The following is a 16,651-nucleotide window of genomic DNA, read 5'->3' as shown; positions in this document are numbered from 1 at the left end:
GAATGGCGAAAATATAAAATCAGTTTCGGATCGGCTTGCCCGTTTTCAGCACGCTCTGCAGCCTTTCCAGGGTTTTACGCTCGCCGCAAAGGCTGAGGAACGCTTCCCTTTCGAGGTCGAGGAGATACTGCTCGCTGACAAGCGCGGGCTCAGACAGGTCGCCGCCGCACATCACGTACGCCAGCTTCCCGGCGATCTTGCCGTCGTGCTCCGAAATATAGTTGGCGAATTTCATGGCATTGATGCCGGTGAGCATCGCGCCTAGGGCGCCACGCCCCAGCACCCGGATGTCTGTCCGCTCGATCGGCCGGACGTATCCCGCATCGGCCAGTTCCACGGCTTTCTGCTTGGCGTCCGCGATGATCCGGCTGTGGTTGAGGCTCACGGCATCCGTTCCGTGCCGCAGGATCCCCAGTTCGAACGCCTCCGCGGCCGACGTGGCCACTTTCGCCTGCGCGATGGTCAGGAAGCGGTCCTGCAAAATCGGGTTCTCGATCTGTCCCTCCCGGTATTCGTCGGACGCGCGCAGCGCAAATTCCTTGGTACCGCCGCCGCCGGGGATCAATCCCACCCCCAGTTCTACCAGGCCGATATACGTTTCCGCACCGGCCTGCACCGCATCCGCATGGAGGCTCATCTCGCATCCTCCGCCCAACGTCAGCCCGTGCGGCGCCACCACAACCGGGATGGAAGAATACCGCAGCCGCATCGTGCTCCGCTGGAACAGGCGGATGGCCATATCCAGCTCGTCGTACTCCTGCTCCGCCGCAAACATGAAGATCATGCCCACGTTGGCGCCGGCCGAGAAATTGGCCGCGTCGTTGGCGAGCACCAGGCCGCGGAAGTCTTTCTCCGCACGGTCGATGGATTTGTGTACACCTTCCAGTACCTCGCCGCCGATGGTATTCATCTTGGTCTTCCACTCGAGCGACAAAATCCCGTCGCCCAAATCGTACAGGTTGCAGGCGCTGTTTTTCCAGACGATGTTGTTGGAAATATTTTCGAGGATGATGAACGCATCCGCGCCGGGGACCGGTTTATAGGATTTCGATGCCAGGTCGTAATAGAATTTCTTCCCGCCATCGATCTTGTAAAAGCTTTTCGCGCCCGAAGCGAGCATTTCCTCCACCCAGGGAGCCACTGTCCGGCCTTTGTCTTTAATGGTTTTAATACCGTTTTCCACGCCGAGCAGGTCCCAGGTCTCGAACGCCCCGATCTCCCATCCGAACCCGGCTTTCATGGCGTCGTCCACTTTGTAGAGGTCATCGGCGATTTCGGGAATGCGGTGGGAAATGTAGGAGAACAGGTAAGCATGGAAGTTTTTGTAGAACTCGCCCGCTTTGTCGCTGGCGCCTGCCAGCATTTTGATACGTTGCTTAAGGTCTTCCACGGGCTTCGCCGCGTCGATGGACGCGAATTTCGCGCGCTGCTTCGGACCGTATTCCATGGTCTGAAGGTTGAGGGTAAGGATTTCCTTCCCGCCTTCGCCTTTCGTTTTCTTGTAAAAGCCCTGGCCGGTTTTATCGCCGAGCCAGTTATTCTCCACCACTTTCTGCAGGAACGGCGGAATGTCCATGATGGCGCGCGCTTCGTCGTTCGGCGCGTTCTCGGCCACGCCTTTGGCCACTTTCACGAGTGTGTCGATGCCAACCACGTCTGCGGTGCGGAAAGTGGCGGACTTGGGCCGGCCGATGATGGGGCCCGTCAGTGCGTCGATCTCATCGATCCCCAACCCCATTTCCTGCATGATGTGGAATATGGCCATGATGGAGAAAACGCCCACGCGGTTGGCGATGAACGCCGGCGTGTCTTTACACAGCACGGTGGTTTTGCCGAGGTACAGGTCGCCGTAATGCATGAGGAAATCCGTCACGGCCGGGTCTGTATGCGGCGTGGGGATGATTTCCAACAGGCGGAGATAGCGGGGCGGGTTGAAGAAGTGCGTACCGCAGAAATGTTTTTGAAAGTCTTCGCTGCGCCCTTCCGTCATAAGATGGATGGGAATGCCGGAAGTATTGGAAGTGATGAGGGTGCCGGGCGTACGGAATTTCTCCACCTGTTCGAACACCTTTTTCTTGATATCGAGATTTTCTACCACCACTTCGATGATCCAGTCGCAGCCGGCGATGGATTTCATATCGTCGTCGAAATTGCCGGTGGAGATGTGATTGGCGGCTTCTTTGGTATAAAGCGGGGAAGGATTGGATTTGATGGCGGCCTGGAGCGCGTCGTTCACGATGCGGTTGCGCACGGCTTTGCTTTCCAGCGTGAGGCCTTTGGCTTTTTCCTTGTCGTTCGGTTCTTTCGGCACGATATCGAGCAGTAAAACCTTCACGCCTACACCGGCGAAGTGGCACGCGATCCGCGAGCCCATTACACCAGAGCCCAGCACAGCAACTTTATTGATCCTTCTTTGCATAATTTCCAGCTTTAGAGCAATGAATTTAGCATTTTTTACGGTTGAAAACTTGTGTAAACAGAAAAAGGCCGGCGAATCCGCCGGCCTTTTAACATTATTTTCTCACGATCAGCTGATCCCGCTTCCCGGGGCCACGGTGGCGTCCGGGTTCACGAATACGAGCTTGCCGTTATCTTCCGCCATGAGGATCATGCCCTGGCTTTCGATGCCGCGCATTTTGCGGGGGGCCAGGTTGGCGACGAGCGTCACCTGTTTGCCGATGATGGCTTCCGGCGCGTAATGCTCCGCGATCCCCGACACCACGGTCCGCTGTTCGCTGCCGAGGTCTACGGTGAGTTTCAACAGTTTATCCGCTTTCGGTACTTTCTCGGCATGCGTGATGGTACCGGCGCGCAGGTCCAGCTTCGCGAAATCGTCGTACTGGATCTCAGCCTTCGCGGGCTTCGCTTCCGGCGCGGGCGCAGCTGCAGCAGCAGCCGCCGCGGCAGACTTTTTCAGTCCGGCGTGGAGCTTCTCCACCTGTGCCGTTACCTGTTCGTCCTCGATCTTCTTGAACAGCAGTTCGGGCGCGCGCAGCGAGTATCCTACGCTTACGAGCTTCATGCTGCCGGCGTTTTCCCAATCCAGCATCCTGTCTACCACTTTCAGCATATGGCAGATTTTCTGCGCGGTGAACGGCAGGAAGGGATTGATGAAAATGGCGAGATTGGCCGTCAGCTGCAGGCACACGTGCATGCAGTTGTCGATCTTTTCCTGGTTGGCGGCCTGCAGTTCCGGCGTTTTCGCCAGGATCCAGGGTTGTTTTTCCTGGAGGTAGCGGTTGCCTTCGCGGGCTACGTTCATCACTTCGGCGAGGGCGTCCCGGAAACGGAAGTTCTCGAGGTTCTCGGAGATCTTCAGTTTCGCGTCCTGCAACATCGCAAAAATGGCGTCGTCGGCCGCATCTTTCACGGAAGCGTGCATTTGAGGCACTTTCCCGCCGCAAAGCTTGTGCATCAATACCATGGTACGGTTCACGAAGTTGCCGAGGTTAGCGACCAGCTCGTTGTTATTCCTGTCCTGGAAATCCTTCCAGGTGAAGTCGTTGTCTTTCGTTTCCGGCGCCGTGGAGCAGAGCACGTAGCGGAGCACGTCCTGCTGGTCCGGGAAGTCCTGGATATAATCGTGTACCCACACGGCCCAGTTGCGGGAAGTGGATACTTTTTCGCCTTCGATGTTGAGGAATTCGTTAGCCGGCACGTTGTCGGGAACGATAAATCCACCATGCCCTTTCAGCATCGCGGGGAAGATGATGCAGTGGAACACGATGTTGTCTTTCCCGATGAAATGCACCAGGCGCGTATCTTCCTTGCACCAGTAATCGGCCCAGTTTTCGGTGAGCTCCTTGGTGGCGGAGATGTATCCGATCGGCGCGTCGAACCAAACGTACAGCACTTTCCCTTCGGCGTCCGGCAGCGGCACCTTGATGCCCCAATTGCTGTCGCGCGTCATGGCGCGGCTTTGCAGGCCATTGTCCAGCCAGCTTTTACACTGTCCGAACACGTTATTTTTCCATTCCTTGTGGTCTTCGAGGATCCATTGTTTCAGCCAGGGCTCGTATTGCTGGAGGGGCATGTACCAGTGTTTGGTCTTGCGCTTCACCGGCACCGCGTCGCTGAGGGCGGAGCGGGGGTTGATGAGCTCGTCGGGACTGAGGGAACTGCCGCAGCGCTCGCACTGGTCGCCGTAAGCACGGTCGTTACCGCATTTCGGGCAGGTGCCGATGATGTATCGGTCTGCGAGGAACACCTGTTTGATCTCGTCGAAATATTGTTCTGATTCCCGTTCTTCGAACAGGCCTTTATCATACATCTCCTTGAAGAACGCCGCGGCCGTTTCATGGTGGACCTGGCGGGAGGTGCGGGAAAATATATCGAAAGAAATGCCCATGGCCGCGAAGCTGTCGCGGATGACGGCGTAGTATTTATCGACGATGTCTTGCGGGCTCACGTTTTCCTGCATGGCTTTGATCGTGATAGGCACTCCATGCTCGTCTGTCCCGCAGACGAATTTTACATCCATTTTCCTGGCCCTGAGATACCGCACGTAAATATCGGACGGCAGATAGCAGCCGGCCAGGTGCCCGATGTGCACCGGTCCGTTGGCATAGGGTAAAGCCGCCGTCACCAGGTATCTGTTAAATTTTTCCATTGGCGTATTCTCCGTTAAAAAATTGAAAATAACACTTACTTTGGTCACCCGAAGCAGGTTATTTGTGAATTTATTACTAATCTGCAAAGGTAAACTAAAGCGACGACGAATGAGCAAAATTCCGCCCTATCTTAAAAAAGGCGACCTTATAGGCATTATGTGCCCCAGCAGTAAAATGGAGCTCCAGGCGGCCGAGTTTGCGGCAGACGTACTGCGGTCCTGGGGGTACCGGGTGCACCTCGGGATTACGGTAGGTACGAGTTTCCATAACTTTTCCGCGCCCGACGAGCTCCGGCTCGAGGAATTACAGGATATGATGGACGATCCGGAGATCAAGGCGATCCTTTTCGGCCGCGGCGGCTACGGCCTCGTGTGCATCCTCGACCGGATCAACTTTTCCCGCTTCCGCCGCCATCCCAAATGGCTTTGCGGGTATAGCGACATCACGGTGCTGCATACCCATCTCCAGGAACAATTTAAGATCGCCAGCCTCCACACCCTCATGTGCAGCGGCATCACCCCGTCCACCCAGGACAATAACTATGTAGCCAGCCTCCGCGACGCCCTTTCCGGCAAACGGAGCCGGTATACCGCCGATCCCCACCAAATGAACCGTACCGGCAAAGCCGCCGGCAAACTGGTGGGCGGCAACCTGACCCTCCTTTCCAACGTTTCCGGCACCGCATCCCAGCCCAATACCAAAGGGAAAATCCTCGTCCTGGAAGACATCGGCGAATACCGCTATAACGTAGACCGCATGATGTACAACCTCAAACGGGCAGGCTGGCTCAACAACCTGGCCGGCCTCGTGGTGGGCTCGTTCGCCGATCCCCGGGAAACGGAAACCCCGTTCGGACAAACCGAGTTCGAGATCATCCGCAATCTGGTGGCGGAATACGATTATCCCGTGTGCTACAACTTCCCCGTCGGGCATCAGGACGAGAACTACGCCCTCAAAATGGGCGTGCCGCACGAGCTGAAAGTGACGCCCCGCGGCGTTTCGCTGACGGAGGTGCGCTAAATTCGCAGGCGCCCTGTCAAAGCTGCAGGATGGAATCGAGTTTCTGGTGGTAGAAGGGGTAATCCCCGAGGTTATTATGCTCCCCGCCCTTGATGGTAAACAACGTATCGCCCGGCTTGAAGAAGGTTTTCAGCTTCTCGCCGGAGGCGTAAGGCACCGTTTCGTCGTCCGTTCCGTGGAACATCACGACGGGTGCGGTCACTTTGGGGAGATATTCGTAAGTGGGCAGCTTGAAATCGAGCATGAGGCTGTAAGGATAGATGGGCGCCGCTTCGGCTGCCACGTCGTGGATGCTGTAGTAGGGCGTTTCGAGGATGAGGCGCCTGCAATCGCGGACAGACGCCAATTCCGTAGCGATCCCCGTGCCGAGGGATTTCCCGTAAATCACGATCTGGTGGGGCGCGTAGCGGGTGCGGGCCACCTTGTACATGAGGAGCGCATCCTCATACAACGCTTCTTCCGTCAACCTGCCCGTACTTTTCCCGAATTCCCGGTAATCCATGATCAGCACTTCGTACCCGTTCCGCGTAAAATCGGGCATATACTTCGCGTACCGGTTAATGTTAGCGGTATTCCCGTGGAAGTAAAGTACCATCCCCCGGGGCTTCTCCGCCTTGAACAAAACCGCGCTCAGCTTCACTTTCTTATTGACGGGGATCAGCATTTCCTGGAAAGGCACGTCGAACTTGTACTGGTAATTGACCGGCAAAACTTCCGGGTGAAACAGCAGCTTATCCTGCAGGAAATACAATATCACCCCGGCCAGGAGGTACGCGGCGATGGCCCACAGGGCGATCTTTTTCAGATATTTGCGGATGGTAGACGGCTGCTGCTCCATAATTCGAGAACTTTATTCCTGCAGGATGTCGCGGATGAAAGTATGATACTCCGGGAAAGACGGCAGATTGTTGTGCCCGCCGCCCTGGATGCGGATCAGCGTCACTTTCGCGGGATTGAGCGCGCGGAGGGCTTCGCTGTGGCGGATAGGGATCAACCTGTCTTTCGTTCCATGCAGGATGTAGGTGTGGCAATTCACTTTCCGGATCCACTGATCGGCGCGAAGGTGGTACCGCAACACCCAGGTTACCGGTAAAATAGGCAAAAATCGCTTGACGACGCGGGTAAAACTGTAATATGGCGCATGCAGGATGCAGTACCGTGGCCGGTTATCGCAGGCCAGCTTCACCGCAAACCCGCTCCCCATGCTCCTTCCGTAGACCAAAATGTGACTTTCGGGGTATTTTTCCAACTGCACGTCGTACACGAACTGCGCATCTTTCAGTAACTGCGGTTCCGACCGCTTTCCCGTGCTTTTCCCGAACCCGCGGTAGTCCACCATGAGCACATCGTAGCCATGCCGGGTGTAGTCGCGGGCGTATTTGCCCCAACCCTTGATACTGCGGGTATTCCCATGAAAATACAGCAAAAGCCCCCTCGGCTCCGGCACCTTGAAATGCAGCCCGTTCAGCCGCACGCCCGGTTCGGGATCGAAGAATAGCTCCTCGAAAGGCTGATCGTACCGGAAAGTGAAGTCAGGATGCAGTTTCTCCGGCTTCCAGATGAAGCGGTCCTGGATGACGAAGGCCAGCACGATGAGAACGATATAACCGGCGAGGATGTAGTAAACCATACAGGACCGGGACTTTGGGTGAAAACGGGTCAGTCTTCCACATCCGGCACGATCTCCATGCCGTAATCGTCCGCCGTCAGCAGCCCCTGGTCCTTCACGCCCTGGATTCTGGACGCGTCGGAATGGAGGTCGCGCACGTCGAACTGGTGATGCAGGTAATTGAAGGTATGCAATTTTCCTGCAAGTCCCGGTACGCCCGCGAGGTATTTGATGATCTCGTTCACCATGAGCAGGGCGGTGGCGCCATGCGTGGCGCCCATGGCGCCGGCGTCGAAATTGCGGAAATCGTCGAGGAGGAATTCGTTGCAGCGGTACGAAGCGGCGGGCGCTCCGCTGGCGGGCATCATGTTGAACCCGCCCCACCAGGCCGTCCAGTTATGGACTTCGCCCATGACGAAGGGTTTGTTATCGAGGATGCAGGCGTCGTTGGTCACGAGGTGCGTGGGGCGATGCTGCGAGCAGTCCACGATGAGGTCGAATCCCTGGAAAACCTGCCGGGCATTTTCCGGTTTTACCTGTATGAGAAAAGGGTAATGCTTGTTCCAGGGGTTGAGGGAAAAGAGGCGACTGGCGGCCATTTTGGCCTTGTGCTTGCGCACGTCCTGCATGTTGAAGAGGGGCTGGCGATGGAGGTCTTCCTCCAGAATCACCCCATAATCCGCGATGCCGATCACGCCAATGCCCGCGGCGCTGAGGTATTGGGCAACGGGGCTTCCCAATCCGCCCGCGCCGATAATGAGAATGCGCGCTTTCTTCAATTGCTCCTGCATCTGCACGCCCATTCCGGGTACCGCGATGGGATGTTTATATCTGTTCAGTTCTTTTTCTGACAACATGTTATGCTTCGGTCTGATTTCCTCCGCAAAGATAACCTACTCCTGCGGAAACTCCATCGTGAAACGGCTGCCTTTACCGATAACGCTTTCCACGCGGATCTTTCCCTTGTGCGCGTCTACGATGGCTTTCACGTACGTAAGCCCCAGCCCGAAGCCTTTCACGTTATGCACGTTCCCGGTATGCGCGCGGTAGAATTTCTCGAATATGCGCGACACCGTGTCACGGCTCATCCCGATGCCGTTGTCGGCGATCGAGATCACGAGGTTTTTGCGGGTATTGGAAGTGGCGATGCGGATCTCGAGGTTGTCTTTCGAATACTTGATCGCGTTATCGAGCAGGTTGAAGATGAGGTTGGAGAAATGCACTTCGTCGGCCTTCAGGATGGGCTGAATGGCGTTCAGCTGCAGTTCCACCCGGCCGTTCTTGCCGTCGAGCTGCAGGCGGAGGTTGTCGATGGTATGGGTGATGAGCTGGTGAACGTCGATGGGTTGGAGGTTGAGGGTCAGTTCCTCTTTTTCCATGAGGGCGGATTGGAGGATGGATTCCACCTGTTTGTTCATCCGTTTGTTTTCCTCTTTGATGATACCTGAAAAGTACCTGATTTTCTCCTTGTTTTCCATGACGCGTTCGTTGCCGATGGCGTCTATGGCGAGGGAGATGGTGGCGAGCGGTGTTTTCAGCTCGTGGGTCATGTTATTGATGAAATCGCTCTTGATCTCGGAGAGTTTTTTCTGGCCGAGCATGGTGCGGATGGTGAGGGCGAAAGCGGTGACGATGATGATGGTGAAAACGATGCTGCCGAAGATCATCCATCCGAGCGATTTGAATACTGTGAAACTGCTTTGCGGGACGAATACGTGGAGCACTTCCATGGTGGGCGATGTGAGGTTATCGGCGAGCGGGACGATGATTTCCTGGTAAAGTGCGGAGTCGACGTCGCGCCGGCGGAGGCGTTCCACGAAATTGCGGGAGCTGAGCTGGATGTTGATGCCGTGCGGCGTGGGCGATTCGACGCCGAACTCGAAGATGGTGTCGAGCTTGCGTTCCTTCATGGATTTGCGGAGCGCGGCCGACACTTCATTGATATCTACCTGTGCGGAGATCGGTATAACCTGTTTGATGTTGTTATCTGAAAAGGGATCGAGCATGAATTTGCCGAGTACGCCGTCGGGCTTGTTCCGGTCGATCTGGATGCGGGTGACGGGTGTGACGGATTTGCTGAGGATGTCGTTGCCGGCGGCGAGAACGGCCTCTTCCATTTTATGTTCTTTCTCTTCTTTTTTGATATGGGCGGCATTACGAATCCAGCTAAACTGTATATAAATGATACCCAAGAGGGAAAGTGAAATCAGTGCAATTAGAACAGGAAATATCTTCTTTAACGGCAGCATTTTGTAAGACTATGAAACGATAAATATAGCGAAAAAAGTGGCGTACGCCGGTAATTGCTACAGCAACTATGATACAAAATTATAGGGGTGGGTAGTATAAAAAGGGGCACTGCTGTTAAAAAACACCACTTTAACGTAATTTTAACGGAGAAATTGCGCGGTTATTATGTGTTCTTTACATACCTTTGTTCTGTCATCTGGTACCAAATTTGCTACTGGATAACAGACACAAATAAGCGAATAAACTTTCTACATACATCGACGTGGATTCGTTCCATAAGCGATTTAGATTTTGGTTGATAAAATGGTAAGGGATCTTTCTAGGTCCCTTTTTTTATTTGCTTCTTTTCCATCTATAATTAATTGTCTTACAGCTGTTTGGAGTCCTGCCTTTTGCTTGCCTGCCGGTTTGTGCCGGCCGGAGGGAATAACGCGGGGACCGGGGGGCGTATTGTGTTTGCGGGGACGGGCGTGTGGCGGGGTGTGAAAAAACAGCCGTGGCTGGGGTGAGAATTTCTCAGTTTTCCGGAGATCAGGGGTTTGTTGGGGAATCCGGAGGGGCGGGGTGCCGGGGGCTTTCCGAGGAAATCGGGCCCAAATCGGATTTTCTTGCATCTCCGAATTGCGGAGGTGGTAATTTTTGAATGGATTTTTCGTGTAGATTGCCCGCCGATAAACGATTCCATTATGAATGTAACTATTGTTGACCTCGTTATTATGGCTTTACTGCTTACCGCCTTATATGCATTTATTACCGTATTCCTGGTAGTGGGAAGATCATTACCATTTTCGCCATGGTACAATGCACTTGTCTTCCGGCATCCGGACAGCCGGTATAAAATGAAGGGGCCTATTTCCGGCAAAACGGTTTGGCTATATGTTCACCGGAAAAATTCCGATGAAGCGATGAGGCAGGCACTGGCCATCCTAAATGAGTTAAAGTATTACGCGGCCCGTCTGCGGGGGCATTAATAAAACCTGTAACATTGTTTGAACCCAATCATTTTCATCAACGAGATCAATTCTCGCCGAACCGGTTTGGCCATGCGATTTGCGGTATTTTTTGCGGCGTGCTGTTTATCTTCCTGTCCGAAAAATGCGGGTGGGACGATAACGTGACCGGCAAAGTGGTTCATTATCTGACCCCGCTCTTCACCATGGCCACGGCAGCTTTCTTTCCCTGGATTGCCAGGAAAATGTTCCGCTGGTATTTGCAGCACAACATTTCAAAATACAGCTCGCGCATGTCTGCCCACATTTCGCAGGCGGCAGACAGGCAGGCCATTACCGGCGATCATGAAGCATACCTGAAATCACAACGTTTTCATGCAGACAAAACGTTGATCGAGACGTACAGGTCGTTGCTGGATGCTACAACGGCGAAGTTCAAAAAGCATTTCGGCGACCCGGGTGGGAAGCAGGAGGAAAATCGTTAGCCGCCGCAAGCCTGCCTGGCATGATGCGTTTTTGTGCAATGTAGTACCGCCGACCCACTTCTGGTAAACTTCAACTTCACATAGAACACCACTGCGCAGGTCTTTTTGCGGCATCTTTGTAGGTAGCAGGAACAGGCAGATCCGCTTTTCACCCTGGATAATGCTACTTTTTCTTTGCTGCGGGCGCCGGCTTGGCCTTGGAGGCTGCTGTAGTTGCTTTTCTCGCTGCGACTTTGGGTTTCGCAGGTGTTGACGGTTTGGGTGCTGCACTAGCTTTTCTCGCGGCGGCTTTAGGTTTCGCGGGCGTTGACGGTTTGGGTACCGGGCTGGATGTTTTCGCTGCGGCTTTAGGTTTCGCGGTTGTAGATGGCTTGGCTTTAGCCGCGGCAGTACTGGCGTTTTTCGCTGCTGCTTTAGGTTTCGCGGATTCTGTCGGTTTGGGTGCTGCCGCGCTGGCTTTTTCCGCCGAGGCTTTGGGTTTCGCTGGTATTGCCGGTTTGGCCTTGGGGGCGGCGGAGTTGGCTTTCTTCGTCGCGGTTTGGGATTTCGCCGGGGCGGCAGGTTTGGATTTGGAGGAAGCTCCGTCAGCCCTTTTCGCAGCGGGCTTGGGTTTCAATTTGGACGAATGCTTCGCTTCCTCGAGCCGGAACTTCACCATGCGCCCGATAAGGTCCAGCGGCAGCGGGGAACTTTTGGGCAACTGCACCACGCTTTTCGATTGCTTGTAAGGTGCCAGTTCTTTGGCGAACACTTCAAAAACGGTGAACGGCGGAGGAAACGCAAGGGAGTAATGCTCCTTGAAGCCCGAAAAGTAAATAACGTACCCGTTTTCCTTATAGGCCGGGATCTGGTAACTGATCACCTCTTCCGCATTGGGCGCAGCTTTGCGGATCGCCTGCCGGATTTTCGTCAGCGCCGCCTGATCCGCCGCGTCGAACGTGGAAATGTACTGGTCGATGGTTTTGAAGTCGGTCTTAGCCATGGTATGAAAGGGTTTTGTGTGGACCAAAAATACCGACGGCCATACTTTTTCATACGTGCCGGAAGCGACAAATAAAGGGCAAAATGCGTCGAAAAGAAGATCCCCTTCAAAAAAGTCACCTTCTATTGCCGATAGTTGCCCGGAGTTGGTTAAATTTGGTTAGAGCATGTGGAATAAGGTATGGAACAACTTGCGCCTGGAATATTGCTGATTGCGGACCCTTTCCTGAAAGATCCGAATTTCGCCAGAACGGTGGTCCTCTTATGCGAACACCAGGAAGAAGGCAGCTTCGGGTTCGTGGTAAACCGCCCGTTCGATCATAAACTCGACGAGCTCATTCCCGCCGTCGTTACCCCCAATATTCCCGTCTTTTACGGCGGTCCCGTCCAGCTCGACACCATTCATTTCATACACCAACTCCCCGACCAGATCGAAGGCGGCTTCGAAGTTTTTCCCGGGCTTTTCTGGGGCGGCGACTTCGCCACCGTTGTGGAGCTCATTAACCGCGGCGAGCTGGATTTGCAGAAAATCAAATTCTTCATCGGCTACTCCGGCTGGAGCAGTGGCCAGCTCGAAGGCGAACTGAACGAGAAAAGCTGGATCCTTTCCCGCATCACCCCTCCGCTCCTTTTCAGCGGCAACGAAGAAGAAATCTGGAAGCAATCCCTCCAGAAACTGGGCAACAACTTCGCCATGATGGCCAATTTCCCCATAGACCCCTCGCTCAACTGATCTGAACGATCCCGGCATCATACACCCATAAAAAAAGCCGGGCATCGCTGCCCGGCCTTAATATATTGCCTGTGAGGAGATTACTGGGCGGTGGCGCCTTCTACCAGCACCGTCGCCTTGTTATTCAGCACCTCTACGAAACCACCTTCGATGGAGTAATGATCCGCATGGCTCTTATCTTTCAGCACCTTCATCTTGCCTTTACCCAGGGCGGCGATCAGCGGAGCGTGCCGGTCCAGCACTTCAAAGGAACCGTCTACGCCCGGCAACTGGATGCCATATACTTCTCCTGTGTACAGCTTTCTTTCCGGTGTCAATATTTCCAATAACATGTTAATCGGTTTAGTGGTGTGTGGCCTTATTTAGCAGCCGCAAGCAGTTTCTTGCCTTTCTCGATGGCATCGTCGATCGTACCAACCAGGTTGAACGCAGCTTCCGGATATTCGTCCACTTCGCCGTCCATGATCATGTTGAAGCCGCGGATGGTTTCCTCGATGGGAACCAGTACGCCTTTCAAACCGGTGAACTGCTCTGCTACGTGGAAAGGCTGAGACAGGAAGCGTTCCACGCGGCGGGCGCGGGATACGGTCAGCTTGTCGTCGTCGCTCAGCTCGTCCATACCGAGGATCGCGATGATGTCCTGCAGTTCTTTATAGCGCTGGAGGATCATTTTCACGCGTTGAGCGGTATTGTAGTGAGATTCGCCTACGATAGCGGGGGAAAGGATACGGCTGGTAGAATCCAGGGGGTCCACAGCGGGATAGATGCCCTTATCCGCGATCTTACGGGAAAGTACGGTAGTAGCGTCAAGGTGGGAGAAAGTAGTAGCCGGAGCGGGGTCGGTCAAGTCATCCGCCGGTACATATACCGCCTGTACGGAGGTAATGGAACCGTTTTTGGTGGACGTGATACGCTCCTGCATCAGGCCCATTTCAGTGGCCAGGGTGGGCTGGTAACCTACTGCGGAAGGCATACGGCCCAGCAGTGCGGATACTTCGGAACCTGCCTGGGTGAAACGGAAGATGTTATCTACGAAGAAGAGGATGTCACGACCGCTGCCGGCAGTGCCGTCGCCATCACGGAAGTATTCCGCCATGGTGAGACCGGAGAGGGCCACACGGGCACGGGCTCCGGGAGGTTCGTTCATCTGGCCGAACACGAAAGTAGCCTGGGAGTTTTTCAGTTCTTCCTGGTCTACAGCGGAGAGGTCCCAACCGCCATGTTCCATGGATTCCTTGAATTTATCGCCGTAACGCACGATGTTCGCTTCGATCATCTCGCGCATCAGGTCGTTCCCCTCACGGGTACGCTCACCTACGCCTGCGAATACGGACAGACCGGCGTGGCCTTTCGCGATGTTGTTGATCAGCTCCTGGATCAGTACGGTTTTACCTACACCCGCACCGCCGAACAGACCAATTTTACCACCTTTCGCGTAAGGCTCGATCAGGTCGATTACCTTGATACCGGTAAACAGCACTTCGGTGTCGGTTGCCAGGTCCTCGAAACGGGGAGGCATCCGGTGGATCGGGGCGCCGTTGGTAGCGTCCAGCTGGCCGAGACCGTCGATAGCCTCGCCCACCACGTTGAACAGACGGCCTTTAATGGCATCGCCGGTCGGCATTTTAATGGGACCGCCCTTGTCGGTCACATTCATACCACGAACCAGGCCCTCGGTAGAGTCCATAGCCACGGTACGCACGCTATCTTCGCCCAGGTGCTGCTGCACCTCCAGAATTACCTTCTGGCCGTTATCACGGGTGAGTTCAAGCGCGTTATAAATTTCCGGCAATTTTCCTTCAAAATGCACGTCCACAACGGGACCGATGATTTGTTTGATCTTACCTGTATTAGGCATATTTGTTAGTTGTTTATAGTACGCAAGTAAAATGTGCTAATGCAAAATTTCGCGCAAAGGTAACGATTGAAGCCAGAAAACCCAAAATTCCGGGAATTTGATTTGGGGTGATTTTCGTCAGTTTTCCACACCGGGCATCAAATATATATTAATTATAGTCAATAAGTTGGCATTTCCCGGCCGGGGATATTATTTTTAGCGGCATAACACTCTTTATAATGATGCAAAACGATAAGCCCGCACCATCCCGCCGTAAATTCCTCGGCAATCTTACGAAAGCCGGATTATTCGGCGCCGCCACCCTGGCACCCGGAGCCCGCACCGCAGCCGCGGCCGTTTCCAACGCCGTTCCGGAAGCCGCCCCCGCGGCAGAAGCCCACGCCTTCCTCTGCCAACCCTACCTCCAGCACCCCATGCCAGACGGCATGACGGTCATGTGGCTCAGCAACAAGCCCACCTACAGCTGGGTGGAATACGGCGAAACCGAAGCCCTCGGCTCCAAAGCCCAGCATAGCAACGCCGGCGTCGTCGACTCGTACAACACCCTCCACAAAATCCGCCTCAGCCACCTTAAACCCGGCACCACCTATCACTACCGGGTACACTCAAAGGAGATCGCGGAATTCCAACCATATAAACTGACTTATGGAGACACCCTCGTCTCCGAAATATACTCCTTCACCACTCCCGCCCTCAAGCCCACGGAGGTTTCCTGGCTCGTTATCAACGACATCCACGACCGCCCGCAATCCATCCCCCACCTCACCGGCCTGAACAATGACCCGTACGATTTCGTGTTCTTTAACGGCGATGTGTTTGATTACCAGGAAGATGAGAAGCAAATCATCGATCACCTCCTCGCCCCCGCCGGCAAAGCCTTCGCCTCCAATAAACCGTTCATCTTCACCCGCGGCAACCACGAAACCCGGGGCAAATACCGCCGCGAACTGGCCAATTACTTCGACGGCGAATACATCTTCGACCGCACCTGGGGCCCCGTTCACTTCACCGTGCTCGACACCGGCGAAGACAAACCCGACGACCACCCCGTATACGCCGGCATCGTGAACTTCGACGAATACCGCCGCCAGCAGGCCGAAACCCTGAAAAAAATCGTGGCCACCCCGGCATTCAAAAAGGCGAAATTCCGCGTGGTGATGATGCATATCCCGCATTATTACTCGGGCGACTGGCACGGCCCCATGCATTGCCGCGAAATGTTTGCCGACACCTTCGACAAATCGGGCATCGACCTCTTCATCGCCGGGCACACCCACAAAATGGGCATTTACCAGCCGGTGAAAGGACAGCATTCTTACCCCATCGTGATCGGTGGCGGGCCGAAAGACGGCAACCGCACGCTCATCAAGGTGAAAGCCACGGAAAAAGACCTGCAGCTCGTCATGCTGAAAGACGATGGGTCCGAATTCGGGAAAGTGGAGCTGAAAAGCAAACGCTAAGTTGCATAACCCGCATAAAAAAACGGCCCCGGCAATACCGGGGCCGTTTCATATATGAAGGTTTAACGGTGCAGCGAATCCGCCGGTTTGGCCCTGGGAACGCAGGCCCAGGGGTCTTCATCCCCCGGCGCCACCCGCTTGTCGGCCGACCAGCAGAAGTTCATCGGCTGGCTCGTGACGCTCACCAGGCGGATGTTCACCTTCGTCCCTTTCCGGGAATTGCTGGCCTGGATGGTGCGGCTCCCTTTTTCGGGGATGTTATGGATGGTGTATGGCTCGGATTTGAAGACGGCGCCGTTCCCGCGGAGGTATTCCACGATCACCACGGCATTGTCCAGCGGGTATTCCGTCTGGTTGCGGAGCGTGATTTCCAGGTTGCGGATGCCGCCCAGGAAGCCGGTTTTGTAATCTCCGGTATGCAAGGTGATGTACTGTTTCCAGTTCCGGCGGAAATATTCGCGCCGGTCCACGAAAGTGGCCTGCATTTGCAACTGCATGTCTTTCCGGTCGGCAATCTGCTGGGTGGTGCGGTTGCTGAGGGTAAGCCTGTCTTTCAGTTCCTGGTTTTCACGGATCAGGCCCGCGTTCACCCGCAACAGTTTGCGGGCGCGTTGCTGGTCGGCACAGGATTTAATCCCGAATGCCACCACCAGCACGGATAATACGGCGATCATAATCCAATTGGGACGCATATC

15 protein-coding genes are annotated in these 16,651 nt (G+C 54.8%); 5 read left to right on the top strand and 10 right to left on the bottom strand.

Translation table 11 applies throughout. From position 1 onward, the window contains the following. Positions 1-19 precede the first annotated feature (19 nt). Together ACQKLP_RS04320 and metG are read right to left on the bottom strand one after the other, a co-directional pair. A complete protein-coding gene (locus tag ACQKLP_RS04320) occupies positions 20-2,419 on the bottom strand; it encodes a 3-hydroxyacyl-CoA dehydrogenase/enoyl-CoA hydratase family protein (protein WP_427320385.1) in 2,400 nt (799 codons plus the stop codon). 108 nt (positions 2,420-2,527) lie between these two features. Further along, a complete protein-coding gene (gene metG, locus ACQKLP_RS04315; RefSeq protein WP_427320383.1) occupies positions 2,528-4,609 on the bottom strand; it encodes a methionine--tRNA ligase in 2,082 nt (693 codons plus the stop codon). 109 nt (positions 4,610-4,718) lie between these two features. Between metG and ACQKLP_RS04310 the strand changes: the two genes are divergently transcribed. Then, complete coding sequence (locus tag ACQKLP_RS04310; protein WP_427320381.1) at positions 4,719-5,630, top strand: S66 peptidase family protein; 912 nt, start codon at positions 4,719-4,721, stop codon at positions 5,628-5,630. A 16-nt stretch (positions 5,631-5,646) separates the two neighbouring features. On the opposite strand, the gene ACQKLP_RS04305 is transcribed toward ACQKLP_RS04310, so the two are convergent. Genes ACQKLP_RS04305 through ACQKLP_RS04290 form a run of 4 tightly spaced genes read right to left on the bottom strand, consistent with a single transcriptional unit; the run spans position 5,647 to position 9,356 of the window. Next, positions 5,647-6,468, bottom strand: a complete 822-nt coding sequence (locus tag ACQKLP_RS04305) for an alpha/beta hydrolase (RefSeq protein WP_427320379.1) — start codon at positions 6,466-6,468, stop codon at positions 5,647-5,649. 12 nt (positions 6,469-6,480) lie between these two features. Next, positions 6,481-7,260: an alpha/beta hydrolase gene (locus tag ACQKLP_RS04300; RefSeq protein WP_427320377.1), complete on the bottom strand. Its 780-nt coding sequence runs from the start codon at positions 7,258-7,260 to the stop codon at positions 6,481-6,483. Between the two features lie 29 nt (positions 7,261-7,289). After that, positions 7,290-8,096, bottom strand: a complete 807-nt coding sequence (locus tag ACQKLP_RS04295; RefSeq protein WP_427320375.1) for a HesA/MoeB/ThiF family protein — start codon at positions 8,094-8,096, stop codon at positions 7,290-7,292. A gap of 36 nt (positions 8,097-8,132) precedes the next feature. After that, the gene (locus tag ACQKLP_RS04290) at positions 8,133-9,356 is read right to left on the bottom strand and encodes a sensor histidine kinase (protein WP_427320373.1); all 1,224 of its coding nucleotides are present in this window, start codon (positions 9,354-9,356) and stop codon (positions 8,133-8,135) included. An 819-nt stretch (positions 9,357-10,175) separates the two neighbouring features. Between ACQKLP_RS04290 and ACQKLP_RS04285 the strand changes: the two genes are divergently transcribed. Both ACQKLP_RS04285 and ACQKLP_RS04280 read left to right on the top strand, forming a co-directional pair. Then, entirely contained in the window at positions 10,176-10,460 is a 285-nt protein-coding gene (locus tag ACQKLP_RS04285; protein WP_427320371.1) for a hypothetical protein, read from the top strand. A 98-nt stretch (positions 10,461-10,558) separates the two neighbouring features. Beyond that, the gene (locus tag ACQKLP_RS04280) at positions 10,559-10,924 is read left to right on the top strand and encodes a hypothetical protein (RefSeq protein ID WP_427320369.1); all 366 of its coding nucleotides are present in this window, start codon (positions 10,559-10,561) and stop codon (positions 10,922-10,924) included. A gap of 163 nt (positions 10,925-11,087) precedes the next feature. Here the strand turns inward: ACQKLP_RS04280 and ACQKLP_RS04275 are convergent, their stop codons facing one another. Further along, a complete protein-coding gene (locus tag ACQKLP_RS04275) occupies positions 11,088-11,906 on the bottom strand; it encodes an iron chaperone (protein WP_427320368.1) in 819 nt (272 codons plus the stop codon). A 180-nt stretch (positions 11,907-12,086) separates the two neighbouring features. Here ACQKLP_RS04275 and ACQKLP_RS04270 point away from each other — a divergent pair, with 180 nt between their 5' ends. Further along, positions 12,087-12,638 carry a YqgE/AlgH family protein gene (locus tag ACQKLP_RS04270; protein WP_341842814.1) on the top strand — a complete coding sequence of 184 codons (552 nt, stop codon included), beginning with the start codon at positions 12,087-12,089 and terminating at the stop codon, positions 12,636-12,638. 80 nt (positions 12,639-12,718) lie between these two features. Here the strand turns inward: ACQKLP_RS04270 and atpC are convergent, their stop codons facing one another. Continuing rightward, on the bottom strand, positions 12,719-12,970 hold the full coding sequence (gene atpC, locus ACQKLP_RS04265; protein WP_126244974.1) for an ATP synthase F1 subunit epsilon: 252 nt from the start codon (positions 12,968-12,970) through the stop codon (positions 12,719-12,721). Between the two features lie 26 nt (positions 12,971-12,996). After that, positions 12,997-14,496: a F0F1 ATP synthase subunit beta gene (gene atpD, locus ACQKLP_RS04260; protein ID WP_126244973.1), complete on the bottom strand. Its 1,500-nt coding sequence runs from the start codon at positions 14,494-14,496 to the stop codon at positions 12,997-12,999. A 218-nt stretch (positions 14,497-14,714) separates the two neighbouring features. Here atpD and ACQKLP_RS04255 point away from each other — a divergent pair, with 218 nt between their 5' ends. Then, positions 14,715-15,956 (top strand): metallophosphoesterase, encoded by a 1,242-nt coding sequence (locus ACQKLP_RS04255; RefSeq protein WP_427320365.1) that lies wholly within the window; start codon positions 14,715-14,717, stop codon positions 15,954-15,956. Positions 15,957-16,018: 62 nt separating this feature from the next. Here the strand turns inward: ACQKLP_RS04255 and ACQKLP_RS04250 are convergent, their stop codons facing one another. Continuing rightward, complete coding sequence (locus tag ACQKLP_RS04250; RefSeq protein ID WP_427320363.1) at positions 16,019-16,630, bottom strand: hypothetical protein; 612 nt, start codon at positions 16,628-16,630, stop codon at positions 16,019-16,021. Positions 16,631-16,651 lie beyond the last annotated feature (21 nt).

It is taken from the genome of Chitinophaga sp. NPDC101104 (genome assembly GCF_050277495.1).
Taxonomy (GTDB): domain Bacteria; phylum Bacteroidota; class Bacteroidia; order Chitinophagales; family Chitinophagaceae; genus Chitinophaga.
This window is presented reverse-complemented; position numbering and strand designations above follow the sequence as displayed.